This is a genomic window from Dyadobacter flavalbus, assembly GCF_006149045.1.
In the GTDB taxonomy this organism is placed as follows: domain Bacteria; phylum Bacteroidota; class Bacteroidia; order Cytophagales; family Spirosomataceae; genus Dyadobacter; species Dyadobacter flavalbus.
In genome coordinates this window covers 612081-637049 of sequence record NZ_VBSN01000049.1, presented here as the reverse complement: position 1 = coordinate 637049, position 24969 = coordinate 612081, and the positions used below count along the sequence as shown (strand labels likewise).

At 45.3% G+C, this 24969-nt stretch carries 19 protein-coding genes and 2 tRNA genes; 9 read left to right on the top strand and 12 right to left on the bottom strand.

The window, feature by feature from the left end; genetic code table 11:
* Positions 1-5: 5 nt before the first annotated feature.
* A complete protein-coding gene (locus FEM33_RS18380; protein WP_139013429.1) occupies positions 6-293 on the bottom strand; it encodes a hypothetical protein in 288 nt (95 codons plus the stop codon).
* 166 nt (positions 294-459) lie between these two features.
* On the opposite strand from FEM33_RS18380, the gene FEM33_RS18375 reads away from it, so the two are divergent.
* On the top strand, positions 460-3489 hold the full coding sequence (locus FEM33_RS18375) for an amidohydrolase family protein (RefSeq protein WP_139013428.1): 3030 nt from the start codon (positions 460-462) through the stop codon (positions 3487-3489).
* Positions 3490-3568: 79 nt separating this feature from the next.
* The gene (locus FEM33_RS18370; RefSeq protein WP_374756438.1) at positions 3569-4840 is read left to right on the top strand and encodes an amidohydrolase family protein; all 1272 of its coding nucleotides are present in this window, start codon (positions 3569-3571) and stop codon (positions 4838-4840) included.
* Between the two features lie 60 nt (positions 4841-4900).
* Here the strand turns inward: FEM33_RS18370 and FEM33_RS18365 are convergent, their stop codons facing one another.
* The 6 genes from FEM33_RS18365 to FEM33_RS18340 all read right to left on the bottom strand — a co-directional run bounded on the left by FEM33_RS18365 (position 4901) and on the right by FEM33_RS18340 (position 13360).
* Positions 4901-5740, bottom strand: a complete 840-nt coding sequence (locus tag FEM33_RS18365; RefSeq protein WP_139013426.1) for a CvfB family protein — start codon at positions 5738-5740, stop codon at positions 4901-4903.
* 149 nt (positions 5741-5889) lie between these two features.
* Entirely contained in the window at positions 5890-7221 is a 1332-nt protein-coding gene (locus FEM33_RS18360; protein ID WP_139013425.1) for a TolC family protein, read from the bottom strand.
* A gap of 59 nt (positions 7222-7280) precedes the next feature.
* Positions 7281-10370 (bottom strand): efflux RND transporter permease subunit, encoded by a 3090-nt coding sequence (locus tag FEM33_RS18355; protein WP_139013424.1) that lies wholly within the window; start codon positions 10368-10370, stop codon positions 7281-7283.
* A gap of 30 nt (positions 10371-10400) precedes the next feature.
* Positions 10401-11501 carry an efflux RND transporter periplasmic adaptor subunit gene (locus FEM33_RS18350; protein ID WP_139013423.1) on the bottom strand — a complete coding sequence of 367 codons (1101 nt, stop codon included), beginning with the start codon at positions 11499-11501 and terminating at the stop codon, positions 10401-10403.
* Positions 11502-11638: 137 nt separating this feature from the next.
* Positions 11639-12886: a chorismate-binding protein gene (locus FEM33_RS18345; RefSeq protein ID WP_139013422.1), complete on the bottom strand. Its 1248-nt coding sequence runs from the start codon at positions 12884-12886 to the stop codon at positions 11639-11641.
* A gap of 48 nt (positions 12887-12934) precedes the next feature.
* The gene (locus FEM33_RS18340; protein WP_139013421.1) at positions 12935-13360 is read right to left on the bottom strand and encodes a hotdog fold thioesterase; all 426 of its coding nucleotides are present in this window, start codon (positions 13358-13360) and stop codon (positions 12935-12937) included.
* A gap of 84 nt (positions 13361-13444) precedes the next feature.
* Between FEM33_RS18340 and FEM33_RS18335 the strand changes: the two genes are divergently transcribed.
* The 4 genes from FEM33_RS18335 to FEM33_RS18320 all read left to right on the top strand — a co-directional run bounded on the left by FEM33_RS18335 (position 13445) and on the right by FEM33_RS18320 (position 16884).
* On the top strand, positions 13445-14089 hold the full coding sequence (locus FEM33_RS18335) for a histidine phosphatase family protein (RefSeq protein ID WP_139013420.1): 645 nt from the start codon (positions 13445-13447) through the stop codon (positions 14087-14089).
* Positions 14090-14198: 109 nt separating this feature from the next.
* Positions 14199-15260: a sensor histidine kinase gene (locus FEM33_RS18330; protein ID WP_139013419.1), complete on the top strand. Its 1062-nt coding sequence runs from the start codon at positions 14199-14201 to the stop codon at positions 15258-15260.
* Positions 15261-15306: 46 nt separating this feature from the next.
* Entirely contained in the window at positions 15307-16041 is a 735-nt protein-coding gene (locus tag FEM33_RS18325) for a LytR/AlgR family response regulator transcription factor (RefSeq protein ID WP_139013418.1), read from the top strand.
* Between the two features lie 27 nt (positions 16042-16068).
* Positions 16069-16884: a PdaC/RsiV family protein gene (locus FEM33_RS18320; protein ID WP_139013417.1), complete on the top strand. Its 816-nt coding sequence runs from the start codon at positions 16069-16071 to the stop codon at positions 16882-16884.
* On the opposite strand, the gene radC is transcribed toward FEM33_RS18320, so the two are convergent.
* The 4 genes from radC to FEM33_RS18300 form a co-directional block, all read right to left on the bottom strand.
* Entirely contained in the window at positions 16881-17585 is a 705-nt protein-coding gene (gene radC, locus FEM33_RS18315) for a RadC family protein (RefSeq protein WP_139013416.1), read from the bottom strand. The genes FEM33_RS18320 and radC overlap by 4 nt on opposite strands.
* 57 nt (positions 17586-17642) lie before the next feature.
* Entirely contained in the window at positions 17643-19175 is a 1533-nt protein-coding gene (locus FEM33_RS18310; RefSeq protein ID WP_139013415.1) for a hypothetical protein, read from the bottom strand.
* A gap of 61 nt (positions 19176-19236) precedes the next feature.
* Positions 19237-19983: a zinc ribbon domain-containing protein gene (locus tag FEM33_RS18305; RefSeq protein ID WP_138282037.1), complete on the bottom strand. Its 747-nt coding sequence runs from the start codon at positions 19981-19983 to the stop codon at positions 19237-19239.
* A gap of 101 nt (positions 19984-20084) precedes the next feature.
* Positions 20085-21185, bottom strand: coding sequence for a Nif3-like dinuclear metal center hexameric protein (locus FEM33_RS18300; RefSeq protein ID WP_139013414.1), 1101 nt, complete (start codon positions 21183-21185; stop codon positions 20085-20087).
* A 158-nt stretch (positions 21186-21343) separates the two neighbouring features.
* Here FEM33_RS18300 and FEM33_RS18295 point away from each other — a divergent pair.
* The 3 genes from FEM33_RS18295 (at position 21344) to FEM33_RS18285 (ending at position 23593) form a co-directional block, all read left to right on the top strand.
* Positions 21344-21420: transfer RNA gene (locus tag FEM33_RS18295), tRNA-Asp, on the top strand.
* A 164-nt stretch (positions 21421-21584) separates the two neighbouring features.
* Positions 21585-21658, top strand: a tRNA-Asp gene (locus FEM33_RS18290).
* Between the two features lie 399 nt (positions 21659-22057).
* Positions 22058-23593, top strand: coding sequence for an IS1182 family transposase (locus tag FEM33_RS18285; RefSeq protein ID WP_139013413.1), 1536 nt, complete (start codon positions 22058-22060; stop codon positions 23591-23593).
* A gap of 236 nt (positions 23594-23829) precedes the next feature.
* Here FEM33_RS18285 and FEM33_RS18280 read toward each other — a convergent pair whose 3' ends face one another.
* Positions 23830-24963, bottom strand: coding sequence for a VWA domain-containing protein (locus FEM33_RS18280; RefSeq protein WP_139013412.1), 1134 nt, complete (start codon positions 24961-24963; stop codon positions 23830-23832).
* Between the last annotated feature and the right edge of the window lie 6 nt (positions 24964-24969).

Here is a 24969-nt window from a genome sequence, read left to right as displayed (position 1 = left end):
TAATTTTAGATCAAAGATTCCACAAGCGTTTTCCATTCTTCCTGCAGTGAACCCTTGAAAACATCCGCGCCAGCCCTTCTGTACCAGTAACCGGCATTCCAGTTATCGCCTTCCACCCGGTGCAGATAGGCATGCAGGCGGTCGTACGGACGGGTTCCTTCCTTGCTTTGCGCAATGTTATGCGCTGCTTCCCAGTTTCCCTTTGCATCATGCCAGAGCGCTTCCAGCAGTACCGGAATTCCTGCCGGCGGCGTAGCTCCGGAAAGTGATTCTTTGAATTGATCGTATGTCATACTATATGCCTGAATAAACGTAAACGGAATAACTGTTGCAAAAAAATGAAATTTACATAAAGATTTTATAAGCTGATTGTAACTTCTTCTGATTACATGCCGTCAGCCGGGCTTTTTGGTTTTTCATTGTATATTGTACATTCTATTTGCAATCAAACTGACAATTATGTTTAAACGATTATCAACATTACTTGCCGGCATTTCACTAAGTATTTTTTGTTACGGGCAGGAAACATTTCCTCAAAACGGTGCTTACGACGAACGGCCGGGGCGCTATGCATTTACAAACGCCGTTATTGTTGTGGATTCCAAAACTACGATAACCAACGGCACATTGCTGATAGAAAACGGAATCATTCGGGAAGCTGGCAAACAGGTTAAAATACCTTCCGGAACTGTTATAACGGATTTAAAGGGAAAATACATTTATCCTTCACTGATCGATCTGGATTCGGATTACGGAATGCCTGAGGTTAGAAGAACGCCATCAGCCGGCGGCCGCCAGACTCCGCAGCTGGAATCCAATAAAAAAGGTGCTTTCGGCTGGAACCAGGCCATTCAGGCGGAAAACGATGCGAGTGAACTGTTTGTGCCCGATACCAAAAAAGCGGCTGATCTGCGCAAACTGGGTTTCGGAACCGTTCTGGTGCATGATCATGACGGCATTGTGCGTGGAAACGGCTCGGTCGTAACATTGAACGAAGGTCCGGCAAACAAGGCTTTGCTGATCCGCAAGGCATCAGCACATTTTTCATTTAGCAAAGGTTCTTCCTCGCAGACGTATCCTTCGTCAACAATGGGCGTTGTGGCTTTGCTGCGCCAGAATTATTACGATGCCGACTGGTATGCAAAAGCGGAAAAATCAAGGGAAACAAACATTTCTCTCGAAGCATTTAACCAGATCAAAACACTGCCGTCGTTTTTTGAGACCAATGACAAATACAGTTTGCTGCGTGCGGACAAAGTAGGGGATGAGTTCGGAGTGCAGTATATTATCCGTGGCGGAGGCGATGAATACCAGCGTCTGAACGAGATCAAGGCTACAAAAGCAACGCTAATTATACCTTTGAATTTTCCCGATGCTTACGACGTAGCCGATCCCTGGGATGCGGATCTGGTGAGCATGTCGGAATTGAAGCACTGGGAACTGGCTCCCAAAAACCCGGCGGAAATTGCCAAAGCAGGAATACCGTTCGTGCTGACTTCCGCAGGTATGAAAAGCAGATCGGACTTCTGGAAAAATATCAAAACGGCTATAAATTACGGCTTGCCAAAGGAAAAGGCACTCGAAGCAATGACCACTTTGCCGGCCAGATTAATCAAGGCAGAAGATAAAATCGGCAGTCTGAAAACGGGCATGCTGGCGAATTTTATCATTACTTCCCAGGATCTTTTTGATAAGAACAACGTCATTTACGAAAACTGGGTACAAGGCAAAAAATTCATTCTGGCGCCGATCGATGCGCCGGATATCCGCGGAACCTATAATTTATCACTGAATAATCAGCCGACGGGAAAAATTCAGATTACAGGTTCTTTGGAAAAGCCCGATTATAAAGTGATCCTTCGTGATTCAGTAAAAATTACCCCGAAAACGATTCTTACGGATGAACTGCTTACGCTTACTTATCAGCCGGACAAAAGCAAGTCGGAAACCATTCGGCTTACAGGCTGGAAATCGGATAAAGGATTAACCGGTGAAGGCAAACTGCCGGATGGCTCCGTTGTACCGTGGACAGCCGTTTTGTCTGAGAAATTTCAGGCAAGCACAGCCAAAGATTCCACAAAGGCGGATTCGGTACAAACCGGGAAAATACTTTACCCGTTTGTAGGCTACGGAAATGAAGAACTGCCAAAACCGGAAACCGTACTGATCCGAAATGCAACGGTCTGGACCAATGAAAACGACGGCATTTTACAGAATACAGACGTTATTGTTCAGAATGGTAAAATTTCAAAAATCGGGAAATCATTGACAGCGCCTTCCGGCGCACGTACCGTGGACGGTTCCGGCAAGCACCTGACGAGCGGAATTATAGACGAACATTCGCATATCGCACTGTTTACAATCAACGAAGGCGGGCAATCCAGTTCGGCGGAAGTACGCATGAGCGACGTCATTAATCCCGATGATATCAACATTTACCGTCAGTTGGCCGGCGGTGTTACGGCTTCACATTTGCTGCACGGTTCCGCCAATTCCATCGGCGGGCAAAGTGCACTGATCAAACTAAAATGGGGCGCAAGCCAGAATGAAATGCTGTTGCCGGAAGTAAAAACGATCAAGTTTGCACTCGGCGAAAATGTGAAGCAATCCAACTGGGGCGATATCGTCAGAACCCGTTTTCCGCAAACCAGAATGGGCGTGGAGCAAGTTTATTTTGACCATTTTCTGAGGGCAAAGGAATATGCAAACAGATGGAAAGCCTACAATGCAGCATCGAAAAAAACAGCTTCCGGCGCGCCCAGACGTGATATTGAACTGGACGCACTCGCTGAAATCCTTGCCAGCGAGCGTTTTATAACATGCCATTCCTATGTGCAGTCCGAAATAAACATGCTGATGCACGTAGCGGATTCGCTTAACTTTAAAATCAACACGTTCACGCATATTCTGGAAGGTTATAAAGTAGCGGACAAAATGGCCAAACGCGGAATCGGCGGTTCGACATTTGCAGATTGGTGGGCTTATAAAATGGAAGTAAAAGAAGCCATTCCTTACAATGCCGCTCTGATGTATCATGAAGGAATTACGGTTGCAATCAATTCGGATGATGCGGAAATGGCACGGCGCCTGAATCAGGAAGCAGCCAAAACGGTTGAGTACGGCGGTGTTCCCGAAGCCGAAGCCTGGAAAATGGTTACTTTAAACCCTGCCAAATTACTGCATATTGACAATCGTACCGGAAGTATCAAGTCCGGAAAAGATGCTGATCTTGTTCTCTGGAATACCAATCCGCTGTCCATTTATGCACGTCCTGAATTTACAATGATTGAAGGCACTGTTTATTTCGACCGTAAAAAAGACGAGGAAAAGCAAAAGTCCATCGCAGCCGAACGGGAAAGACTGATCCAGAAAATGATCAGCGACAAGGCGGAAGGCAAGCCGGTTCAGAAACCGCAATCGTCGCAGCCGCGCATGTGGCATTGCGAGGATGTTGTCGGCATGCATGCAGAACATGAGGCGTCGAGGTAATATTCAGTAAAATTCTTCAAGGTATATCATGATAAAAAGTAAGTTTATTTTCTCAGCATACAGTTTGCTGGTTTCCTGTATGCTGATCAGCAGCAGCAGCTTTGCGCAAAACCCGGTACCGGCAACTGCGCAGACAAAGCCCGTGATTCTGACGGGTGCAACCATTCACATCGGAAACGGACAGGTACTGACAAACGGCGCCATTGCTTTTGACAAAGGAATCATCACGCAGATCGGCGCTGCGGGTTCTGTATCTGCTGTAACCGGCGCCGAAACAATCGATGTAAGCGGCAAGCATATTTATCCGGGCATTATTTCGCTGAATACGACTGTTGGCCTGCAGGAAGTTGCCTCCGTACGTGCTACGCTGGATTATAATGAAGTCGGACAAATTAACCCGCACGTACGCGCATTAATTGCTTACAACACGGATTCGGAAGTAATCCCGACCTTGCGTGGAAACGGAGTCCTGCTTTCCCAGGCTGTTCCGCAGGGCGGTATCATTTCGGGTTCTTCATCCGTTTTTTACACCGACGGCTGGAACTGGGAAGATGCCGTTCTGAAAAAAGACGACGGAATATGGCTGAGCTGGTCGCCGTTCCTGGAAAGCAGTTTTAGCAGCGAGGATTTCAGAGTTACGGTAAAAAGAAATGAAAAGCGCCAGGAAGCACTTGAAGTGTTCCGGGCTACTTTCTCCGATGCAAAAGCTTATGCGGAAATTCAGCAGCCTGCCGTTGCAAATCTCAGACTGGCGGCTATGAAACCGTTATTCGATGGTTCTGCAAACCTTTATATTCGTGCGGAATACGCAAAAGATATTGTGGAGGCTGTAAAATTTGCGCGTGAGTTTGGTGTCAAAAAAGTCGTGATTGCAGGCGGGGATGAATCGTACAAAGTGGCCAGTTTCCTGAAAGAAAATCAGGTTCCTGTCATTCTGAACCCGACGCACCGCCTTCCAAACCGTGTTGATGAAAATGTATATTTGCCTTACGAATTGCCGGGCATGCTGCAAAAAGCCGGCGTTAAAGTGGCCATTACATACACAGACGAATGGTGGCGCACCAGAAACCTTGCTTTTCTGTCCGGAACTTCGGCAGGATTCGGTAATGTAACCCCGGAAGAAGCATTGCAGTTTATAACCAGCAATGCAGCGGAAATTATCGGTGCTGAAAATACAGTCGGGACGTTGGAAAAGGGAAAACATGCATCTTTGCTCGTGGCAGAAGGCGATATCCTCGATATGCGCGGCAACGTGGTGAAAATGGTTTTTGTGAAAGGCGGAAAGGTTAATCTGGACGATAAGCAGAAGCGGCTTTACGAGAAGTACAAAGTAAAATACAACCAGAAATAAATAAAACGAACCATGCCGGAAAGCTCCGGCATGGTTCGTTTTGATAGTTCATTATAAGGTTCAATCTTCGCTGATCAGACGTATTCCGTCATCGGAAATTTTAATTTGTCCTTGTCTGTACAAGCCTCCGATGGCCTTTTTGAAAACCTTTTTGCTGATCTGAAGTCTCTTATAAATTTCTTCCGGGGAACTGTTGTCCGAAAGATTCAGAAACCCGCCGCTTTTTTTCAGTTCATCCAGAATTTGCCGCGCAGTCGGTTCCACCACTTCGTAACCGCTTTTCTGAAGGCTGATATCCAACTTGTTTTCTTCCCTGATTTTTTTAACATAGCCTTTCAGGGAATCGCCGACTTTGATTTCCCTGAAAATTTCATTGGCATAAATTAGGCCTTTATGGTACTGGTTTACAATCGCATTGTATCCAAGATCCGTTTTTTGCCAGATCAGAAGATCCACTTCATCGCCTTCTTTTACCGTAAGCCTTTCATTTTCCAGAAAGCGGTCAATTTTGGTAGAAGCAATCAAACGGGATGATTTCTGGTCCAGATAAAGAAAAACGACATGCCATTCGCCCGGCTGCATCGGCGTACTTTGCTCGCGGAACGGGACAAAAAGGTCTTTGATCAAACCCCAGTCCATAAAAGCGCCGTGTTCCGTCACATCTTTGACTTCCAGAAAGGCAAATTCGTTGCGAATGATTTTCGGGGTTTCAGTTGTAGCTACCGGCCGGTCTTCGGAGTCGAGGTATACAAATACGCGGATTGTATCGTCGATCTGCATCTCGTCTGTAATATATTGATTGGGCAGCAGCACTTCTTCACCTTCCACATCACTCAGGAACATGCCTACGCTCGTCAGGCGCTGGATAGTAAGGTTATTATATTTTCCTATAAAAAGCATTCGTTATTCTTCTGTAGTTTGGTGTAAAGGTAACGCTTTCGGGTTACAATCGGATTTTTTGAGCTTCTGCCTGATTTGAAACAAAGTTTGATGTACTTTTTCCGGGCTTGCCAAATCGCTAAAACTATTCCGGATGCATGTTCCTTTGTTTACTGAAGAATATTGCTCAGTCTTTTCAGTTCAATTTCGGCTGCCTTTGCTGCGTAGTTTAGATTGATCATTCTGAAACCGGCATCTTCGAAACTTCTCTGCGCTTCGCGAACATCAATAATGGTGGCCTGAATAAGCTCGAACCTTTGCAATGTAAGATCCAGCAACTGCTTGCTGAGTGCATAATTCAGCTTTTGCGTTTCCAGCTGCTGCAGCGAGCTCAGATAAGTCTGATACATTTTAACGGCAACTGCATTGTAGTCCCTTACCAGTGAACTTTTCTGCAATTTTGCACTGGACGTATTGATTTCCGCCACCTGCTGCTGCCTTTTATAGGCAGAGCCGTTGTAAATCGGAACAATGAGGCTGATTCCTGCATTGGGCCCAACGGTCCTGTTCAGCAGCGTAAATCCCGCCGCACTCTGGTTCCGTGAGTAATTGTATGCCGTATTGAAACGTACCGTTGGATACCGCAGCGCAGCCGTTTCTCTCGTAATCAGTTCATTGATACGAATCTGGTGATCGGCTGCCTTTACGTCGGCATTCAGCGTTATGCGTTCCAGAATGGTATCCAGATTCAGGTTGTTGTCCACCGTAATCGTGTCTTTGATGGTTACTGCAGACTTTGGGTCAAGCGTCAGAATTCTCAGCAGCTCCGTTTTGGCAACCTGCGCAATCATTTGCTGGTCCAGTAAAGTCTGGTTCAGCGTATTCAGGTCAATTTGTGCCTGAAAAATATCGGCATTATTCGCCATTCCGGCTTCCTTTCTGACTTTAAGAATTTCCAGCCGCTTTTCAGAAGCCTGAATCGAAGTTCTGACTGTATTCACGTAACTCAACTGCCGCACCACATCATAATAGCTCGTCATAACGAGTGCAATTGTATTCTGAACCAGTGAATTAAGCACTTCGGTGCTTTGGAATTGCTGTTCCGCAAGGCGCTTTTTGGTGGAAACAACGCGTTTGCCGTTATAAAGCAGAATCCCCGCCGCCAGGCTTGCCTGTGTATTGTTACCCGCAGCTGCATTGCGGTTGATTACCGTGCCGTCCGTCAGTCTCTGATTAATCTCTGTAATTTGTTCTGTATTGGTGGCCGTTGCGGTCACCAGCGGCAAACCGCCGGCAACGCCATAGTTGTTCAGGATTGTATTGGCCTCTACATTGTTTTTTGCAATTTCTATGTCATAACTGTTTTTCAAGGCAAGGGCAATGGCATTATCCAGCGTAATCGTCAGACTGTCTACCGTTTGCTGACAAAGCGCCTGACTGCCGCAAAGCAGAAAAAACAGAAGTGTACTTTTTTTGTTTGTGAAAAGAGAAAGCAGGTTCATGCAAAAACAATAATGATTTATATGGACAATTTCTTCAGAACAGTAAACTTCAGTGAACGCTAGACAGCAAGTTCTTCTGCCATTTTCTGTTCTTCGGTTACCTTATGTTTTTTAGGAGAAATGAATGTATAAACCGCAGGGATTACAAACAGCGTAAGGATCAGCGAAAACATCAGTCCGCCAACAATAACAACACCTAATGGAACACGGCTTGTAGCGGCGGCGCCTAGGCTCAGCGCAATCGGCAAAGCGCCGAATGCAGTTGCCAGGCTGGTCATTAATATCGGTCTGAGGCGCTGCGTTGCGGATTCAATAGCTGCCGCGGTTCTTTCCATTCCCTGTTCCCTTTTCTGATTGGCAAATTCCACGATCAGAATCCCGTTTTTGGTAACCAGCCCGATGAGCATGATCATACCGATCTGCGAAAAGATATTGATCGTGAGCCCGAAAATATAAAGGCTCAGCAATGCGCCCGCAAGTGCAAGGGGTACCGTAATCATGATGATAAAAGGATCGGTAAAGCTTTCAAACTGACCGGCCAGAACAAGGTAAACCAGTAAAAGCGCCAGCCCGAATGCAAAGCTTGTATTGGATGAGCTTTCTTCAAAGTCACGCGAAGGCCCGGTCAGTGAAGTCTGGAATGTTTCGTCCAGCAGTTTGGAACCGATTTTTTCCATTGCGGCCACACCGTCACCGATTGTTTTTCCTTCCACAAGCGAAGCCGAAATCGTCGCACTTTTGTAACGGTTGTAGTGATAAATGGTTGGCGGTCCGCTTTCTTCGGCCATGTTTACGACAGAAGTTAACGGAATGCTTTCTCCGCGGTTGTTACGGACGTATAATTTCGAAATATCGGCCGGCTTGTTCCTTTCCGCGCGTTCAACCTGTCCGATAACCTGATACTGCTGTCCGTTCATGATAAAATAAGCAAGCCTTCTGCCACTGAATGCAGACTGGATCGTAGCGGCAATGTCGGCAGTGGAAAGTCCGAGGTCGCGTGCTTTCAAACGGTCGATTGTAAGCTGCACTTCCGGTTTGTTAAATTTCAGGTTTACATCCACATTCTGGAAAGTAGGATCTTGCCGGGCTTCATCCAGGAATTTGGGCAAAACCTCGCTTAACTTGCGGAAGTCCAGATTCTGAAGTACGAATTGCACCGGCAGCGAACCTCTTGATCCGATACCTACGGAGATGGTCTGTTCCTGCGTTGCAAATATCCGTGCATCGTTGAACCGGGCCAGTTTTTTATTGATTTCCTGCGCAATCTGGTTCTGGCTTTTCACCCTTTGTTCCGCCGGCACAAGCCCGATACGGCCTGTCGCGCTGTTGACACCGCCGCCGCCAAATCCCGGCGTGGCCGAAAACGTAAATGCTTTTTCAGGAATGGAGTCGTTCAGGAAATTGCCAAGTTCGTCTGCAACACTCTGCATCTGATCGTAACTTGTTCCTTCCGGCGCGGAAAGGTTGAAACGGATGCTGTTTCTGTCTTCCATAGGCGCCAGTTCGCTCTGAAGATTTCCGTAAGTAAACCAGATCAGCACGCCGCAGGCTACTACAAGCACCCACGCCGCCCAGCGCACTTTCATAAGACCCTTTAAAATACGGTTGTAACCATCTTCCATTCCCGTGAAAAAAGGCTCCGTTTTATTATAAAACCAGCCATGACCGGAGTTTTTACGGTTCAGCAGAACGTTCAGAACCGGTGTGATTGTAAGCGATACGAAAGCAGAGATCAATACGGCGGATGCAACCACAATCCCAAATTCGCGGAAAAGGCTGCCGACAAACCCTTCCAGAAAGATGACGGGCAGGAACACGACGGCAAGCGTCAGAGATGTTGAAATAACCGCAAAGAAAATTTCCCGGCTTCCTTCGAGTGCGGCCTGCCGGATCGGAAGTCCGCTTTCAAGCTTTCGGAAAATGTTTTCCGTCACCACAATACCGTCATCGACCACGAGCCCTGTGGCGAGCACAATGCCGAGCAGCGTCAGGATATTGATCGAGAAACCGAACATGTACATGATAAAGAACGTAGCGACGAGCGATATGGGAATATCAATAAGCGGACGCACAGCAACGAGAAAGTTCCGGAAAAAGAAAAGGATTACTATTACAACAAGTGCAAAAGCAATCATCAGCGTTTCTTCCACTTCTTCAATGGACTGCCGCACCAGCCGAGTGTTATCAATCAGTACATTGAACGTAATATCGGATTTGTTGGATCTCTGGATTTCGGCCAGACGTTTGTTGAACTCGTCTGAAATTTCCACATAATTGGCACCGGGCTGCGGAATGACGGCAAGCCCTACGGCGTACATGCCATTGTATTTCCAGCTTTGTTCTTCATTTTCAGGACCCAGTTCTACTTTGGCAACGTTGGCGAGGCGCACGATTCCGGAGCTGTCGTTGCGGATTACAAGATCACTGAATTCCTTTTCACTGGTGAGCCGGCCCATTGTCCGGATCGTCAGTTCCGTGTTGTTCCCGTAGATTTTACCAGCCGGAAGCTCTACGTTTTCAGCGCTTAATGTAGTTGAAATATCATTGAAGGAAACATTGTAGGCACTCATCTGATCCGGGTCCAGCCAGATGCGCATCGCATATCTTTTCTGCCCGAAAATGTTGATGGCACTTACGCCGTCAATCGTCTGAAGGCTTTGCTGCAAAACGTTTTCTGCATAATCGCTGAGTTCAAGAAGCCCTTTGGACGGACTCTGAACGGCCAGCAGCAAAATAAAATCACTGTTTGCATCCGCTTTGCTTACAACCGGCGGCGCATCAATATCCTGCGGAAGGTTCCGCTGTGCCTGGCTTACTTTGTCCCGCACGTCATTGGCAGCGCCTTCCAGATCCGCTTCCAAGTTGAATTCCACCGTAATATTGCTGGAACCGATCTGGCTGGAAGAACTGATGCTTTTGATACCCGGAATTCCGTTGATGCTTTTTTCCAGCGGCTCGGTAATCTGACTTTCAATAATATCCGCATTGGCACCCGTGTAACTCGTACGCACGTTTACGATAGGAGGGTCAATAGCCGGATAATCGCGCAGGGAGAGAAAGTTATAGCCGACTACACCGAACAGGATAATAAGCAGGTTCATGACAATGGCAAGAACCGGTCGTTTCAAGGATAATTCTGAAATGTTCATAGATTGTATCTCAAACTGGATGTCATCATGCTACTTACTTGCAACTTTCAAGCTTCTTACGCTTCTCACCTTCACGGGTGCATTAGGACGGGCGAACAAAACCCCTGAGACAACAACGGAGTCTCCGACATTCAGACCTTTCGTAACCTCGACATAAGCTTCCTGGCGTTCTCCGGTTTCTATTGTAACGAAAACGGACTTTCCGCCTTTTACAACGATTGCTTTTTTACTTTGTGCTTCGGGAATTATACTGTTGGCAGGAATCAGTATGCTGCTTTTTTCGGCGTTGGCATTCAGGTATACTTTTGCAAATGAACCCGGACTCGTTGATCCTGAATTCAGTACGGCCCTTGCTGTAATGTTGCGGGTTGTCTGGTTAACCTGGGGTTCAATGGCAATAATTCTTGCATTCACTCTTTTCCCGCCATTCTGATCCAGCAGCACTTCCACGTTGCCGCCTTTGGAAATGTATTTCTGATAAGTTTCGGGTACGGTAAAATCGATTCTCAGATTGGAAAGCTGCTGCATGGTGGAAATGACAGAGTTTGGCGTCACAAAAGTGCCTTCACTTACTTTTCTGAGCCCGATAACTCCTGTAAAAGGCGCCCGTACAATTGTTTTGTCAATAAGCGCCTGCGTATAAACAAGATCTGCTTTTAATGTATTTACCTGATTGACGGCCAGATCATAATCAGCCTGATTAATGCCGTTAATGGCCACGAGCTTGTTTAATCTTTGCTCGGTGGTTTGCGCAAGGTCCAGCTGGATTTTGGTCTTGTTGAGCTGTGCGACAAGATCCGCATTGTTGATCCTGGCAATTATAGTTCCCTTCTGGACCGTTTTGCCTTCGGGAACATCTAGGAAAGTAAGCAGTCCGCTGACCTCCGGACGGAGTTCGGCAAATTCATTGGCAATAACGGTTCCGTTTACTTCAACTTTGTCATCGACCTTTTCTGCTTTGGCAATGATTACATCAACGATTGTAGGACCGCCACCCCCTTTTTGTTGAAACGTATCTTTTTTTTCTCCGCACGAAAATGCAGCGAGGAGCGTACCCGTAATTAAAACTGATGCGAAGGATTTTTTTAATAGAAGCAGGTCAGGAAATGAAGAATTTTGGGTAGAATTCATACAGATGATTATATTCCGGGCTTAAAGATTTAGGTTGACAAAAGTTGTATTCAGGATGCGTCTGCAAAATTATATACTAAACTAAAACCGTTTAGCCTGATTTCTACTTTTAAAAGTTCTGTGCCAGAAACTTTTTTTCAGAATTCATCTGCAATGACTTTCAGCAAGGTATCGCACTTCATTTCCGTTTCGTCCCATTCGCGCTCAGGTACAGAGTCTTCTGTTATTCCTGCTCCGGCATAAAATGTCGCTTTCCCGTCTTTGAAGCGGACTGTACGAAGGTTTACAAAAAGACTGGTTTCGGCATCCACCTGTGTGGGTCCGAGAAATCCGCTGTAAAAAGATCTGTCGTAACCTTCAATGTTTGTGAGGAATTCAAGACTGGGAACTTTGGGGACTCCACACACGGCCGAAGTGGGATGCAGCAACCGCACCATAACCGATGCAAGTTCGGGAAAATGAAGCTGGACGGTATTTACTTCAAAATCGGTTTTCAGGTGATACAGATTGCCCGCCAGCAAAGTTTTGGGGCCGGTTTCGGTATATTCCCGCAAACGGATTTTTTTGAAACATTCAACAATGTAACGGCTTACGAGCGCCTGTTCTTCAATTTCCTTTTCTCCCCAGCGGATATCGTAGCGAGGAATCAGTTCGCCGGATTCATTTCTTGCATGCTGCGTGCCTGCGAGCGACATGGTTCTGAAAATCCCATCTGCGGTTTGCTGTACAAGCACTTCCGGGGTTGCGCCTAGCCACAGTTCATTTTGTTCGGGAAGATTTACGAGCGATACAAAGGCATGCGGATAAACTTTCGAAAGCTTGCAAAATGCTCTGGCAGGCTGGAAATTTTCGGAATAGGCCAGTTCTTTGGTACGCGACAAAACCACCTTTTTGAACTGGTTCTGCCGGATGGCTGCAATGGCAAGTTCAACCGTACGCTGAAACCGCAGTTTTGCATCCGTATTGGGCAGTTCCGGAATGGTCAGGGAAATGTCTCTGGATGTTTGCGGTTCTTCTTCTAAAATTTCCTCAGCCAGTTTTACCAGTTTCTGAACTTCCGGATGTTCTTCGCCAACCGTATTTTCCACGCCCCGGATTTTACTGTCTTCTGAAAAAGTAAGTATGATATCGCCTTCCAGAAAAAGCACTTCCTGATCGTCACGCCAGTGAAAGGCACTGATGATAAAACCCGGTGAAAGTTTTTCAAGATCGGGCTGGCATTTGCGTATCCCGTCCTGAATCGAAATCAGTAGCTTGATCTCATTTTTATGCGGAAGCCTCCATAAGGCGGATGGAAATCCAAGCTTTACCGATGCTTCCCACAGTTCGTCAATCTGCAGTCCTTCAAAGATGGAAAGTTGGGAATCTGTTTGAACCGAAAGCATTATTTTTTTACTGATAATCGTGTATTTTAATTTTCCTGCAAATTAAACTCAGCGGTCTGCATTCACAACAGCCACTGTGAGCCGGCTGATGCAAACCGGCTTGTCCAGTTCGTTCACGATCCTGATTTCCCACACATGCGTGGAACGGCCTACATGAACCGGTTTTACTGTACCGTAAACAAAACCTTCTTTAACAGAACGTAAATGATTGGCATTAATTTCCAAACCGACCGCATGTTGTTTTTCAGAATCGGGAAGACAGAGAAAAGAGGCAATGCTTCCCAGCGTTTCGGCCAGCACAACCGATGCGCCGCCGTGCAGAATTCCGAATGGCTGATGCGTTCGTTTGTCGACCGGCATGCGCGCCGTAATATGATCCGGCCCGATTTCCGTGAACTCTATTCCGAGATGATCAGAAAGTGTGTTCTGGCTTAAAGACTGAATGGCCTGAAGTGTAACGGATTTGATAAACATATCTAAAAAATGTATAAATTTGTAACGGCTTCATTGGCTGAAAACAAGGTATTTGCAAAATTTATATTTAAATAATCCTATATTTTGAAAAAAAAGTCTATATACCTCATTCGTCACGGTGAAACGGATTTTAACCGCAGAGGAGTTGTACAGGGAAGTGGTGTTGATTCCTTGCTTAATGAATGGGGTGAAGCGCAGGCAGCCGCTTTTTTCAATGCTTATCAACATGTTCCTTTCGATAAAATTTACACCTCTGACTTAAAACGAACACATCAAACTGTTCGCGGGTTCATCAAACTGGGCATACCGCATGAAAGTTATTCGGGACTGAACGAAATTTCTTGGGGAGCACGGGAAGGAAGGGAGCCAAATACGGGTGACAACAATTACTACCGCGAACTGGTGACGGCCTGGAAAAACGGACAGGTGGATCTGGCAGCAGAAGAAGGAGAAAGCCCGGTGCAGGTAAGAGAACGCCAGATTCCGGTTATTGAAACCATTTTATCGCGCCCGCACGAAAGAAACATCCTGATTGCCATGCACGGCCGTGCCATGCGCGTTTTCCTTACAACCATTTTCGGTGAGCCGCTTGTAAATATGGATAATTACGAGCACAGCAATCTGTGCCTGTATAAAATCGGCTATTCCTACGAAACCAACAAGTTTGAACTGGAGGTTTCCAATGACATTACGCATTTGCTTTCCCTCGAAATTCCCCAGATATTATAAAAGCCGTTTGTGTGGATTCGTTTCCTTTGGTGTATTTATAAGCCGGACATCATAACGCATCCATACATTTGTCTTTTGACATCCATATTCTCAGCGAACATAAAACTACATGTCCAAAAGGCATATTTATTGGACTTTGCAAATCCTGGGCTGGACATTAATCATGATGTTTGAGTTTATTCCATATACCATGGAATTCGGGTTTGAGTTGGGCGTTTTTTATACCGCACTTGCCAATATTCTTCTGGGCATTTGCCTCACGCATTTTTACAGACTAGTAATCAGAAAGTGGAACTGGTCTTCGCTGCCGCTGCCAAGGCTGGCGCTTCGGGTAATAGGATCGGTTTTGTTGCTTGGGCTGATCATGACAATGGTTAATCTGCCGCTGGACCGGCAGGTACTGCAGGAAAATCTGCTGAATCAGCCATTGCTTTTCTGGGGATATTATTCAAACTGGTGTAAAAACCTGCTTGCGTGGATTTTATCCTATACGGTTTATCATTACGTAGAACAGACAAGGCTGGCGGGCTATGAAAGAATCATGCTCAAAATGTCCATGCGTGAAGCCGAATCAAAAGTTTTGCGTTCACAGCTTAATCCGCATTTTACCTTTAATGCATTGAACAGCATCCGGGCGCTTGTTTTTGAAGATCCGACCAAAGCCCAGCTAAGCATTACGCAGCTTTCCAATATTCTGCGCAATTCATTGCTTGCCGACAGGCGCAAAACCGTCGATCTGCAGGAAGAGCTCAGAACCGTTGAAGATTATCTAGAACTGGAAAAAGTCCGTTATGAAGATCGTTTGCGCTATTCCATTGTTACCAATCCACAGGCCATTTACTGGCAGGTACCGCCGATGATGCTGCAGACGCTGGTTGAAAACGGCATCAAGCACGGAGTTTCCAAGGAAATCAAAGGCGGATTTGTGGAAGTAAGATCAGAAATCATCAATGACTTGCTGGTAATTACAATCATGAATTCCGGCAATCTTGGAAATACCGATTCCGGAGGCGTAGGGCTGAAAAATACCGCTGAAAGATTGTCTATTCTATACGGAAAAGGAGCTGCTTTCCGGATTTTTCAGGAAAAAGAAGATGTCGTATGCTCCGAAGTAAAAATTCCGATGCTGTCAGAAGATGTTATGATGGCAGGAGAGGAGAGCAACCGGTAAAAAGCTGTTTAAACATTAACCTTAATTATTCCTAATTTTATTGGTCATGAGAACTTTAATTGTTGACGATGAGCGCCTTGCAAGAAACGAATTGAAAAGGCTGCTTGAACCGTATACCAAAATTGAAATTATCGGCGAGGCCGCCAATGCGGAAGAAGCGTTGGTGATGATTGAGGAAATGCAGCCGGAACTGCTGTTTCTGGATATTCAGATGCCCGGAAAAAACGGGTTTGAGCTGCTTTCGTCCATTGAAGGAAAAAGCCCCGAAGTAATTTTTACAACTGCATACGACGCATACGCAATTAAAGCATTTGAATTTAATGCACTGGATTATCTTCTGAAACCGATTGATAATGAGCGGCTGAAAGAAACCATTCACCGGATTGAAGAAAATCAGGCGCCGCCCGAAACATCTGCGCATGCGCAGGAACGTGCAGAAAAAGTGCTGGGCGAAAATGATCAGGTTTTTGTAAAGGACGGAGAAAAATGCTGGTTTGTAAAATTGGGCAAAATCCGGCTTTTTGAATCCATGGGCAATTATGTAAGGCTTCATTTTGACGATCAGAAACCGTTGGTTCTAAAATCGTTAAACAATCTGGAAGAACGGCTGGACCCGAACACATACTTCCGTGCCAACCGCAAGCATATCATCAATCTTCACTGGATCGAGAAAATTGAACCCTGGTTTAGCGGCGGGCTGCTCGTTACACTGCAGGGCGGAGATAAAATCGAGATCTCCCGTCGTCAGGCGATCCGGTTTAAAGAATTGATGAGCCTTTAACATTTCATTGGTCAAACCTGAATAAAAATGATGCGTATTGCTGCGGGTTGCATTTTACTGTTGTTGGCAGTTTGGTTTACAGGATGCGGGACTCCCGGAAATTCCGGTGAAAAAGTTAAACCTGAACCTGTGCATGGTAAAATGATCCGGTCATCTTACGGGAAATGCGATACGGTCAGCAATAGCGGCGTTTCTTTGAAAATAAATCTTTGGACACCCTCGGATTCAAACAGCGCAACCGGAGCGATAAGTAACATTCTGACCGCAAAGTCATTGCAGAGGATCAACTCGTATCTGGATTCGGCGACGCTGGCTTCCATGCCGTCTGCTTCCGGAAGTGTTGATGACGCTTTTAAGTTATTCCAGAAGAATTACAACGACTTTAAAAAGGATTTTCCCGATGCGCCCGGCTGCTGGGAAGTAGAGCTGAAAGGGGATACCGTTATGACAACTCCGAAAGTGCTGCAGTACCGGCTCGATCATTATGCATTTACCGGCGGCGCACACCCGAACAGCTTCCGGTCTTTTCATATTTTTGACCGTACAACAGGCGAGGAAACAGATATAAAAAAGTGTATAACGGATTCGGTTTCCTTTTTAAAACTGGTTGAAAAGCATTTCAGGAAAACGGAAAATCTTGCGCCGGATATGGACCTTGAAAAAGCCGGCTATTTCCTTTCCGACCATAAGTTTTTTATTCCCGCAAGTTACGCTTTGACGCGCGAAGGCATTCTGTTCTATTATAATCCGTACGAAATTGCGCCTTATGCACGCGGCGCAATTCAGTTTGTCATTCCCTATTCCGAACTGGAAAACGTGATGGATAAAGCAATATTCTTCTAGATTTCACCCGAGTCCAGAAAGCTGTAAAAGCCGCTGTCCGTAAAGATCATATGATCCAGAACAGGAATGTCCAGCAAACGTCCTGCTTCTTTAACCTGCATCGTAAGCTGCCGGTCCGCATGGCTGGGCTGTAACTGGCCGGAAGGGTGGTTGTGAACCAGAATTACCGAACTTGCAAGATGATCAATGGCCAGTTTGAAAATTACTTTTACATCCACGACCGTACCTGAAACGCCTCCGACGCTGACCTGAATTGTACGCGTTACATCGTTGGCGCGGTTCAGCAGCATGATCCAGAATTCTTCATGCGCTTTATCCAGCAGATACTGCTTCATTTCTTCGTAAACATCAGCGGGTGCCGTTATTTTCCGCTTCTGGGTTTTTGTTATATCGTTTCTTCTTCGTCCGAGTTCAAGAGCAGCAACAATCGTAATGGCCTTGGCTTCTCCGATTCCTCTGATTTTGGTAAGATCGGTAACACTCAGTTTGGCTAGTTCATTGATATTATTTCCGACCGAGTTCATGATCTGTTTACCAACATCGACTGCGGAAAGATCGACTGTTCCGGAACCGATTAGGATTGCAATAAGCTCGGCATCGGATAGGGCTGCCCTTCCTTTCAGAAGCAACTTTTCACGTGGTCTGTCTTCTTCAAACCAGCTGCGGATTTTTCTTGTACTGTTGTAATTTTTCTGTGACATAACGCCTGTTTTCAGGATTGCTACTGATTAGACGTTCCGGAAACGGTAAAGTCACTTTTACTCGCCGAGCAGCGTCAATGCGGCACGTGCCTTGTTATCAATGCTGTTCTTGTATTCATGTTTTTTGAACGACATGGCCGTTTTGAAATATCCGGCAGCTTTGACTTTATCTTTTTTATCCATGCAAATGTACCCGAGCTGTAATGCAGCAGAAGCTCCAAAGCCGGGTGCCGCTTTATGCGACAACGTTAAAGCACGTTCATAATAAGGGACGGACTGGTTTATTTTTCCCGATTTCTGAAAAATCCTCGCTTTTCGGTAATTGAATTCTGCTTTTTCAGGCATTGAACCAAAAGAATTTTCAGAAACTGCATCCATGATGTTCATGGCTTGCAGCAGGTATCCGCCGTCTGTTGCATATCTTGCTTTATACAAAGTTTTGTTTGACGGGCTTATTTTTCCTGCAAGAAAATCCTCCGCAAAGCGTTGCGCCGACTGGTCGGCTTCTACAATCGTACTTCCGCCTGCATTTATTTTATTTATAAACCTGACCGCTTCCTTGTCTTTGTTATCCAGCCAAAGACACATGAAAAGTTTCAGGCTGCTGTCTTTGATGTAATTGAAACCGCTGTATTTTCTCTGAAAAAGTTGATACGACTCCAGAGCATTTTCGTAATCGCCCTTTTGCAGTTTTATTTCTCCGCGCAGATAATCCAGGAACGGAAACGGAATGTAAGCAGGGCCGGAAGGTGCCTTGGACAGAAATCCGGCAGCTTCTTCACCTTTGTTTTCTTTCAGAAAAATGGTTGTAGCAAAAAAGTGATAAAGCAGATTATCTGGCTGTTCTTCCGGCAACTGGCGCATTCTGGCAAGCTGCGCCGGAGACAGATGCAAAGTATAGGCATGCAGCAAAAGATCGATCAGTTCGGCTTCCTGCCGGAAAACAGGTTCTTCTTCAGCAACCCGGCGCAGTTCCTGGATACCCGTCTGAATATTGCCTTTCAGTCCCAGCATCCGGGTAACCCATGTATAATTTTCCGGTATGGAGCCGATCAGCACGTGCAAAAGTCCGAGCGATTTAAGGGTAGGAAGGAACTTCGGGAATTTCTTCTGGTTTTCTTCCAGCAGTTTGTAGGCTTTGATAATTTCCCATGACCCGCTGATTTCATTTCCGAACTTTAACTTGGCAAATGCCCAGTGCATCCGTATTTCCGCCTGAAGAAACCGTTTGTACGGCGAGTTGTCCGGAAGCTTTGCTATTTTATCCAGACGTTCTTCTTCAAGCCGGGACAGTTGTTTATAAGCATTTTTATCCTCCGAAATCAGCAGGTAATGCAAGTCTGCGTAATTGTCAAGATAAGGTACGAACGCATTGTCCGGCTGGGTTTTACGTTCTGCATTCAGTAACGCGCGTGCAGGCTGGAGGCGCAGCTTCTGAATGTCGGAGTATGCTTTTTGCAGCTTCGGAGTAAAACTTGCCTTGTAATCGTTTTTCTCAGCCAATGACTGATTTCCGGTAAAAACCAGCAACAGCAATCCTGTTATTAAATAAGCATACTTCGGGTAAAAAAGCAGTTTCCGGAGTGTCATTTTACGGGCACAAAAAAAGGTTGTCCGGCAAGACAACCTTACAATCTATATTTTTAAAATTTTAGCGACGCTGATGAACTGGTTCAACGCTTTCCACATCGGCAAGAATACGACCGCAATGTTCACAAACAATCAGTTTTTTGCGTTCACGAATGTCAGCCTGACGCTGTGGCGGAACAATGCTGAAACAGCCGCCGCAGGCACCGCGCGACACATGCACCACTGCAAGGCCGTTCATGGAATTATCCCGGATTTTCTGATATGATTTCAGAAGGCGTTCTTCAATTTTCTTAACGTGTTTTTCTCTTTCCGCAATCAGGGCTTTTTCTTCGGCTTCGCTTTCACTTGTGATGACGGACAGTTCGCCTTTTTTCGCCTTCAGATCTTCGTTTCTTTCATTCAGAACGGATTCGGCACGATTGGCATCTTCTTCGATCAGGCGGATACGTGCCCTGGCTTCATTTATTTTCTTGTCGGCCAGCTGCATATCCAGTTCCTGCAATTCTATTTCTTTGGTGATGGCATCATATTCGCGGTTATTGCGGACATTCATTTGCTGATCCTTGTATTTTTTGATCAGTTTTTCACCTTCTTTCTGCGCATTTTTGAAGTTGTCTATTTCAGAATTCAAAGTGGCAATTTCACTTTTGAATTTTCCCAGGCGGGTTTCGAAACCAATGATTTCATCTTCAAGGTCCCGGACTTCTTCAGGAAGGTCGCCGCGTGTTTTCAATATTTCGTCAAGGCTTGAATCAATTTCCTGCAGCTTCAGGAGTGCGTCTAATTTTTGTGCGATTGTATTTTCCATGTATGTCTTTAATGGACTTGTTTCAATGCGTAATAAGTGAAGGTAGTCAGCCCTAAATTTTAACAGAATATCAGTTAAATAAGTTGAGATGAAATTGCTTTCTAAACAAAATATTGTACCGGATTGGTATTGACTTCTGACAAACAGCGTGCGAAATTACTAAATTTTCCTGATAAATAGTTAAAGAGTAAATCTTTAGTAAAGACTTCACTCTCATAATGTCCTATATCACAGATCATAATTTTATTTTCTGCGTCGAAATATTCATGATATTTGTAATCCGAGGTTATAAAAACATCCGCGTTTGCCCGGATTGCATCCGGTAAAAGAAAGCTTCCCGCGCCTCCGCACACAGCAACCCGTTTGATCGTACTTCTGGCTGCGGCAGTATGTTTGATCACTTTGAGCTGCATTTTTTCTTTCAGCAGGGCCAAAAAGTCAGCTGGATCAACCGCATCCGGCAATTCCCCGACCGCGCCGGCTCCGACTTCCTGATTTTCATTTTCAAGAGAAGTCAGATAATAGGCAACTTCTTCATACGGATGAGCCTGACGCAATGCCGAAAGGACTTTTGACTGCATGTGTGCCGGAAACATGACTTCAATGCGATGTTCCTCCACTTCTTCCAACTTTCCTGCCGTGCCGATTACAGGATGTGCCGACTCGCCGGGCAAAAAAGTTCCGGTTCCTTCAGTCCTGAAACTGCAATTTTTATACTGGCCGATTTGGCCTGCACCAGCTGCAAAAAGAGCATCAAGAACCGATTTTGTATCCTTGACCGGAACAAAAAAAGCCAGTTTCATCAGCAGATTTTTTTTGGGAGCAAGTACGCGGACGTTTTCAAGTCCGAGTCGTTCGGCTATTTTCCAGTTTACTCCTTTTTCAACATGATCAAGATTGGTATGGATCGCGTAAATGGCAATATCGTTCTTTATAGCTTTGATTACCGTTCTTTCCACATAATTGTTTCCATTGAATTTTTTCAAACCTTTGAAAATAATGGGATGATGCGCTACAATCAGATTGCATTTTTTTTCAATGGCTTCTTCCACCACTTTTTCGGTCACGTCCAGTGTGAAAAGCACGCCTGATACTCCGGTTTGCGCGGAACCTACCAAAAGGCCTGCATTATCATAGCTTTCCTGATACGCAGGCGGAGCCAGTTTTTCCAGCTCCTGAATTACTTCACTTATATATGTCATTTTTTTATTTGCTACAACTATTTCATTTTCAATATATTCCTTTCTTCATCTATTTTTATTTGCAAATAAAATAACTAAATTGGTGTCGTAAGTATTGCAACGGAAAATAATAATAGTAGTTTTGCACCACGTTTTACAGAAAAGCTGTGAAATAAACTGGTTTGGTAGTTCAGTTGGTTAGAATACATGCCTGTCACGCATGGGGTCGCGGGTTCGAGTCCCGTCCAGACCGCCAGTTTTAAGTTTTGTCTATAATAGACAACAGAAAGTTTAAAGTTCTTTACAAGTATTGGTTTGGTAGTTCAGTTGGTTAGAATACATGCCCGGCCCGCGCAGGGTGTCACGCATGGGGACTTGCAGAATGAAGTGGCAAATTTATTTTAGTTCTTTACAAGTATTGGTTTGGTAGTTCAGTTGGTTAGAATACATGCCTGTCACGCATGGGGTCGCGGGTTCGAGTCCCGTCCAGACCGCTTCAAGTTTAAGTAAAAGCCCGTAATATATTTTATGGGCTTTTTTTATTTCCAGTAATAATCCATTAAAGGAATGTCTTTGATCTTGCATTTTGCAAGTGATTATCTACTTCCGTCCGGTTCGAATTTCATTTATACCGTCGGTTAAAATAAAGTTCTTTACAAGTACTGGATTGGTAGTTCGGTTGGTTAGAATACATGCCGCGCTACGATGGCCCGGCCTGCGCAGGGTGTCACGCATGGGGTCGCGGACGGAACGCCGCCCGGTTCGAGTCCCGTCCAGACCGCTTCAAGTTTAAGTAAACGAGGCTGTCTCAAAAAGGCAGCCTCTTTTGCATTAATGGCCTTGCCATATTTCTTGGAATTGGTTATCTTTAGCTAACAGCAATACAGGACCCGATGGCCAGACGACAACCGATCTTTAAGCCCTATCACCAGCATCAATTAATGCTGCTTCCTCCCAGTTTAGACGAATTGATCCCCAAAGAGCATGCTTGCCGTGTAGTCAATGAAGTAATCAATAACATCAATTTAGAGCCGCTGAATGCGGCCTATCATATAAAAGGATCATCGAGCTACCATCCTCAGATGCTTTTGAAAGTGCTGGTCTACGGCTATGTAAGCAACATCTATTCAAGTCGCAAGTTGGAAGCAGCATGTAAAGAGAGTATTTATTTCATGTTTCTGAGCTCAATGAGCTACCCTGACCACAACACCATCAACCGGTTCAGAAGCGTGCGTTTGAAGGATGCATTTCGCAAGATTTTCGAAGAAGTGGTGCTGCTATTGGCTCAGGAAGGGCTTTTGAGCATTGAAGAAGTCTACACGGACGGCACTAAGATCGAAGTCAATGCCAATAAATACACTTTCGTTTGGAGAAAGGCGATTGCTACCAACAAGGAAAAGATCAAGAAGCAGCTTGCCCAGATTTGGCAGTATGCCCAGAGTATGGCTGCTGCCGAAGATGATTTACCTGACCCGCCGGACTTTACCAGGATTAACAAAGAGAAAGTCAAGGATACAGTTGATAAGCTCAATGAGGTATTAGGTAAAAAGGAGAATGTCGACAAGAAGATGAAGGCCAGGCTGGACTATGTGACCAAGCATTATCCTGCCAACATGGCCCGTTATGAGCAGCAGGAAGCTATTTTGGATAACCGCAATAGTTATAGCAAAACCGATCCGGATGCAACCTTTATGCGTTTGAAGGAGGACCACATGCGGAATGGCCAGTTAAAACCAGCCTATAATGTACAAATTTCTACTTCAAACCAGTTCATTGTTAATTATACAATCCACTCGGACCCAACTGATACTAATACACTAGCTAACCATCTTGACCAATATGAAAAGAGCTTTGGTAGTTCATTAAAATCATTGACTGCGGATGCGGGTTATGGTTCGGAAGATAACTACACCCTTTTGAAAGAAAAGCAAATCGCAGCCTATGTGAAGTATGGCCTCTTTGACAAGCATCAGAATAAAAGCTTTAATAAAAAGCACCCATTCAGCGCCGACAAGCTCTTCTACAATCAGCAAGGTGATCATTATATCTGCCCAATGGGCCAGAAAATGCATTACATCGGTAACAGGACTAATAAGACCGTAACTGGCTTCCTTCAAACTGCCCGGATGTACAAAGCTAGCAACTGCGAAACATGTCCACTAAATGGCGCTTGCCACAAATCAAAAGGAAACCGGATTATACAGGTGAATGTGAAACTGGAAAGGCAAAAGCAACAGGCAGATCAGCTATTAAAAAGTGAAGAAGGGATACGAAAACGAAAGAAGCGATGCTTCGATGTAGAACCTGTCTTTGGGAACATCAAAAATAACCATGGCTTCCGCAGGTTCATGCTCCGCGGTAGGAAAAAAGTTGAAATCGAATGGGGATTAATTGCAATAGCCCAAAATCTTAGGAAAAAGGCCGCATAAAGAAGGTCCCTAAGGCTTATAACGTATAACAAACTTTGTGAGGATTAATCACACAAAATCAAAGTGTAGTTTGACTTTATCCTGAAATAACAAAAAGAGGGTGCCTCACTCTTTTTTTGAGACACCCTCGTTTTTGTTGTAATATGATCTTCAAGTTTTCATAAATAGTCAAATTTGGCAGCAATATGAACATATCAATTATGTAATCTTTGTGCTAAACTTTTCAGCTTGCGTCGCTACAACTTGATGTCATTGCTTCCCGCCCAGCTAGCCAGGTTTTGTTTGCTTAACGCGGCAGCCATTAAACCCGGAAATTTGTCGGGAGTACAGGCAAAGACAGGAATACCTGCAGCTGCAAAAAATTCGGCATTCTGATGGTCGTAAAAAGGAGCGCCATCGTCATTTAATGCCAGCAATGCAATGATCTGCACACCGCTGCTTACAAGCTGAACGGCCTTTTTTCGCATTTCTTCCTGATTGCCGCCTTCATATAAGTCACTGATCAGAACCAGTACAGTATCCAGAGGCCGGCTTATGATTTGCTGGCAGTAGCTCAGGGCTTTGTGTATATCCGTGCCGCCGCCCAGCTGTACACCAAACAACAATTCCACCGGATCCCTAAGTTCTTCCGTCAGATCAACTACGGCTGTGTCAAAAACAACCATTTTGGTCTGTATGGCAGGAATGGATGCTATTACAGCGCCGAAAATGCCGGAGTAAATTACCGAAGTGCCCATAGAACCGCTTTGGTCAATGCAAAGTACCACATCTTTCATTGCTTTGCGTTTGCGGCCAAATCCGATCCGGATTTCAGGAATAATGGTTTTGTATTCCGGCTGGTAGTGTTTAAGATTTTTCCGGATCGTTTCGTTCCAGTTTATTTCATTGTGGCGAGGCCGAATATTTCTTGCCGCGCGGTTCAGCATACCCGTAATAGCCTGCTGTGTCGGACCGGAGAGTTTCTGAATCAATTCATCCACTACCTTTTTAACTACTTGCCTTGCCGTTGATTTTGTTTTTTCAGGAATCAGTTTTCCCAGCGTCATCAGGTTGGCTACCAAATGAATATCCGGCACTACTGTTTCCAGCATTTCCGGCTCCGTGAGCATGGCGGTGAGGTTTAGCCGTTTTAATGCGTCCTGCTGCATTATTTTTACTACGGAAGCAGGGAAATACTCCCGTATGTCGCCCAGCCAGCGGGAAACATTGGGAGAAGAAGCGCCAAGTCCGCCTTTTCTTTCGCTATTATAAAGCGCCTCCAATGTTTTATCGATGCCATTTTCTTCTTTGCTAAATGTCGTATTCAATTCTTCGTGCGTCTCTTTACCCAGTATCAAGCGCCAGCGTTTGACTGCATCTTTATTGTCCATCGTTTT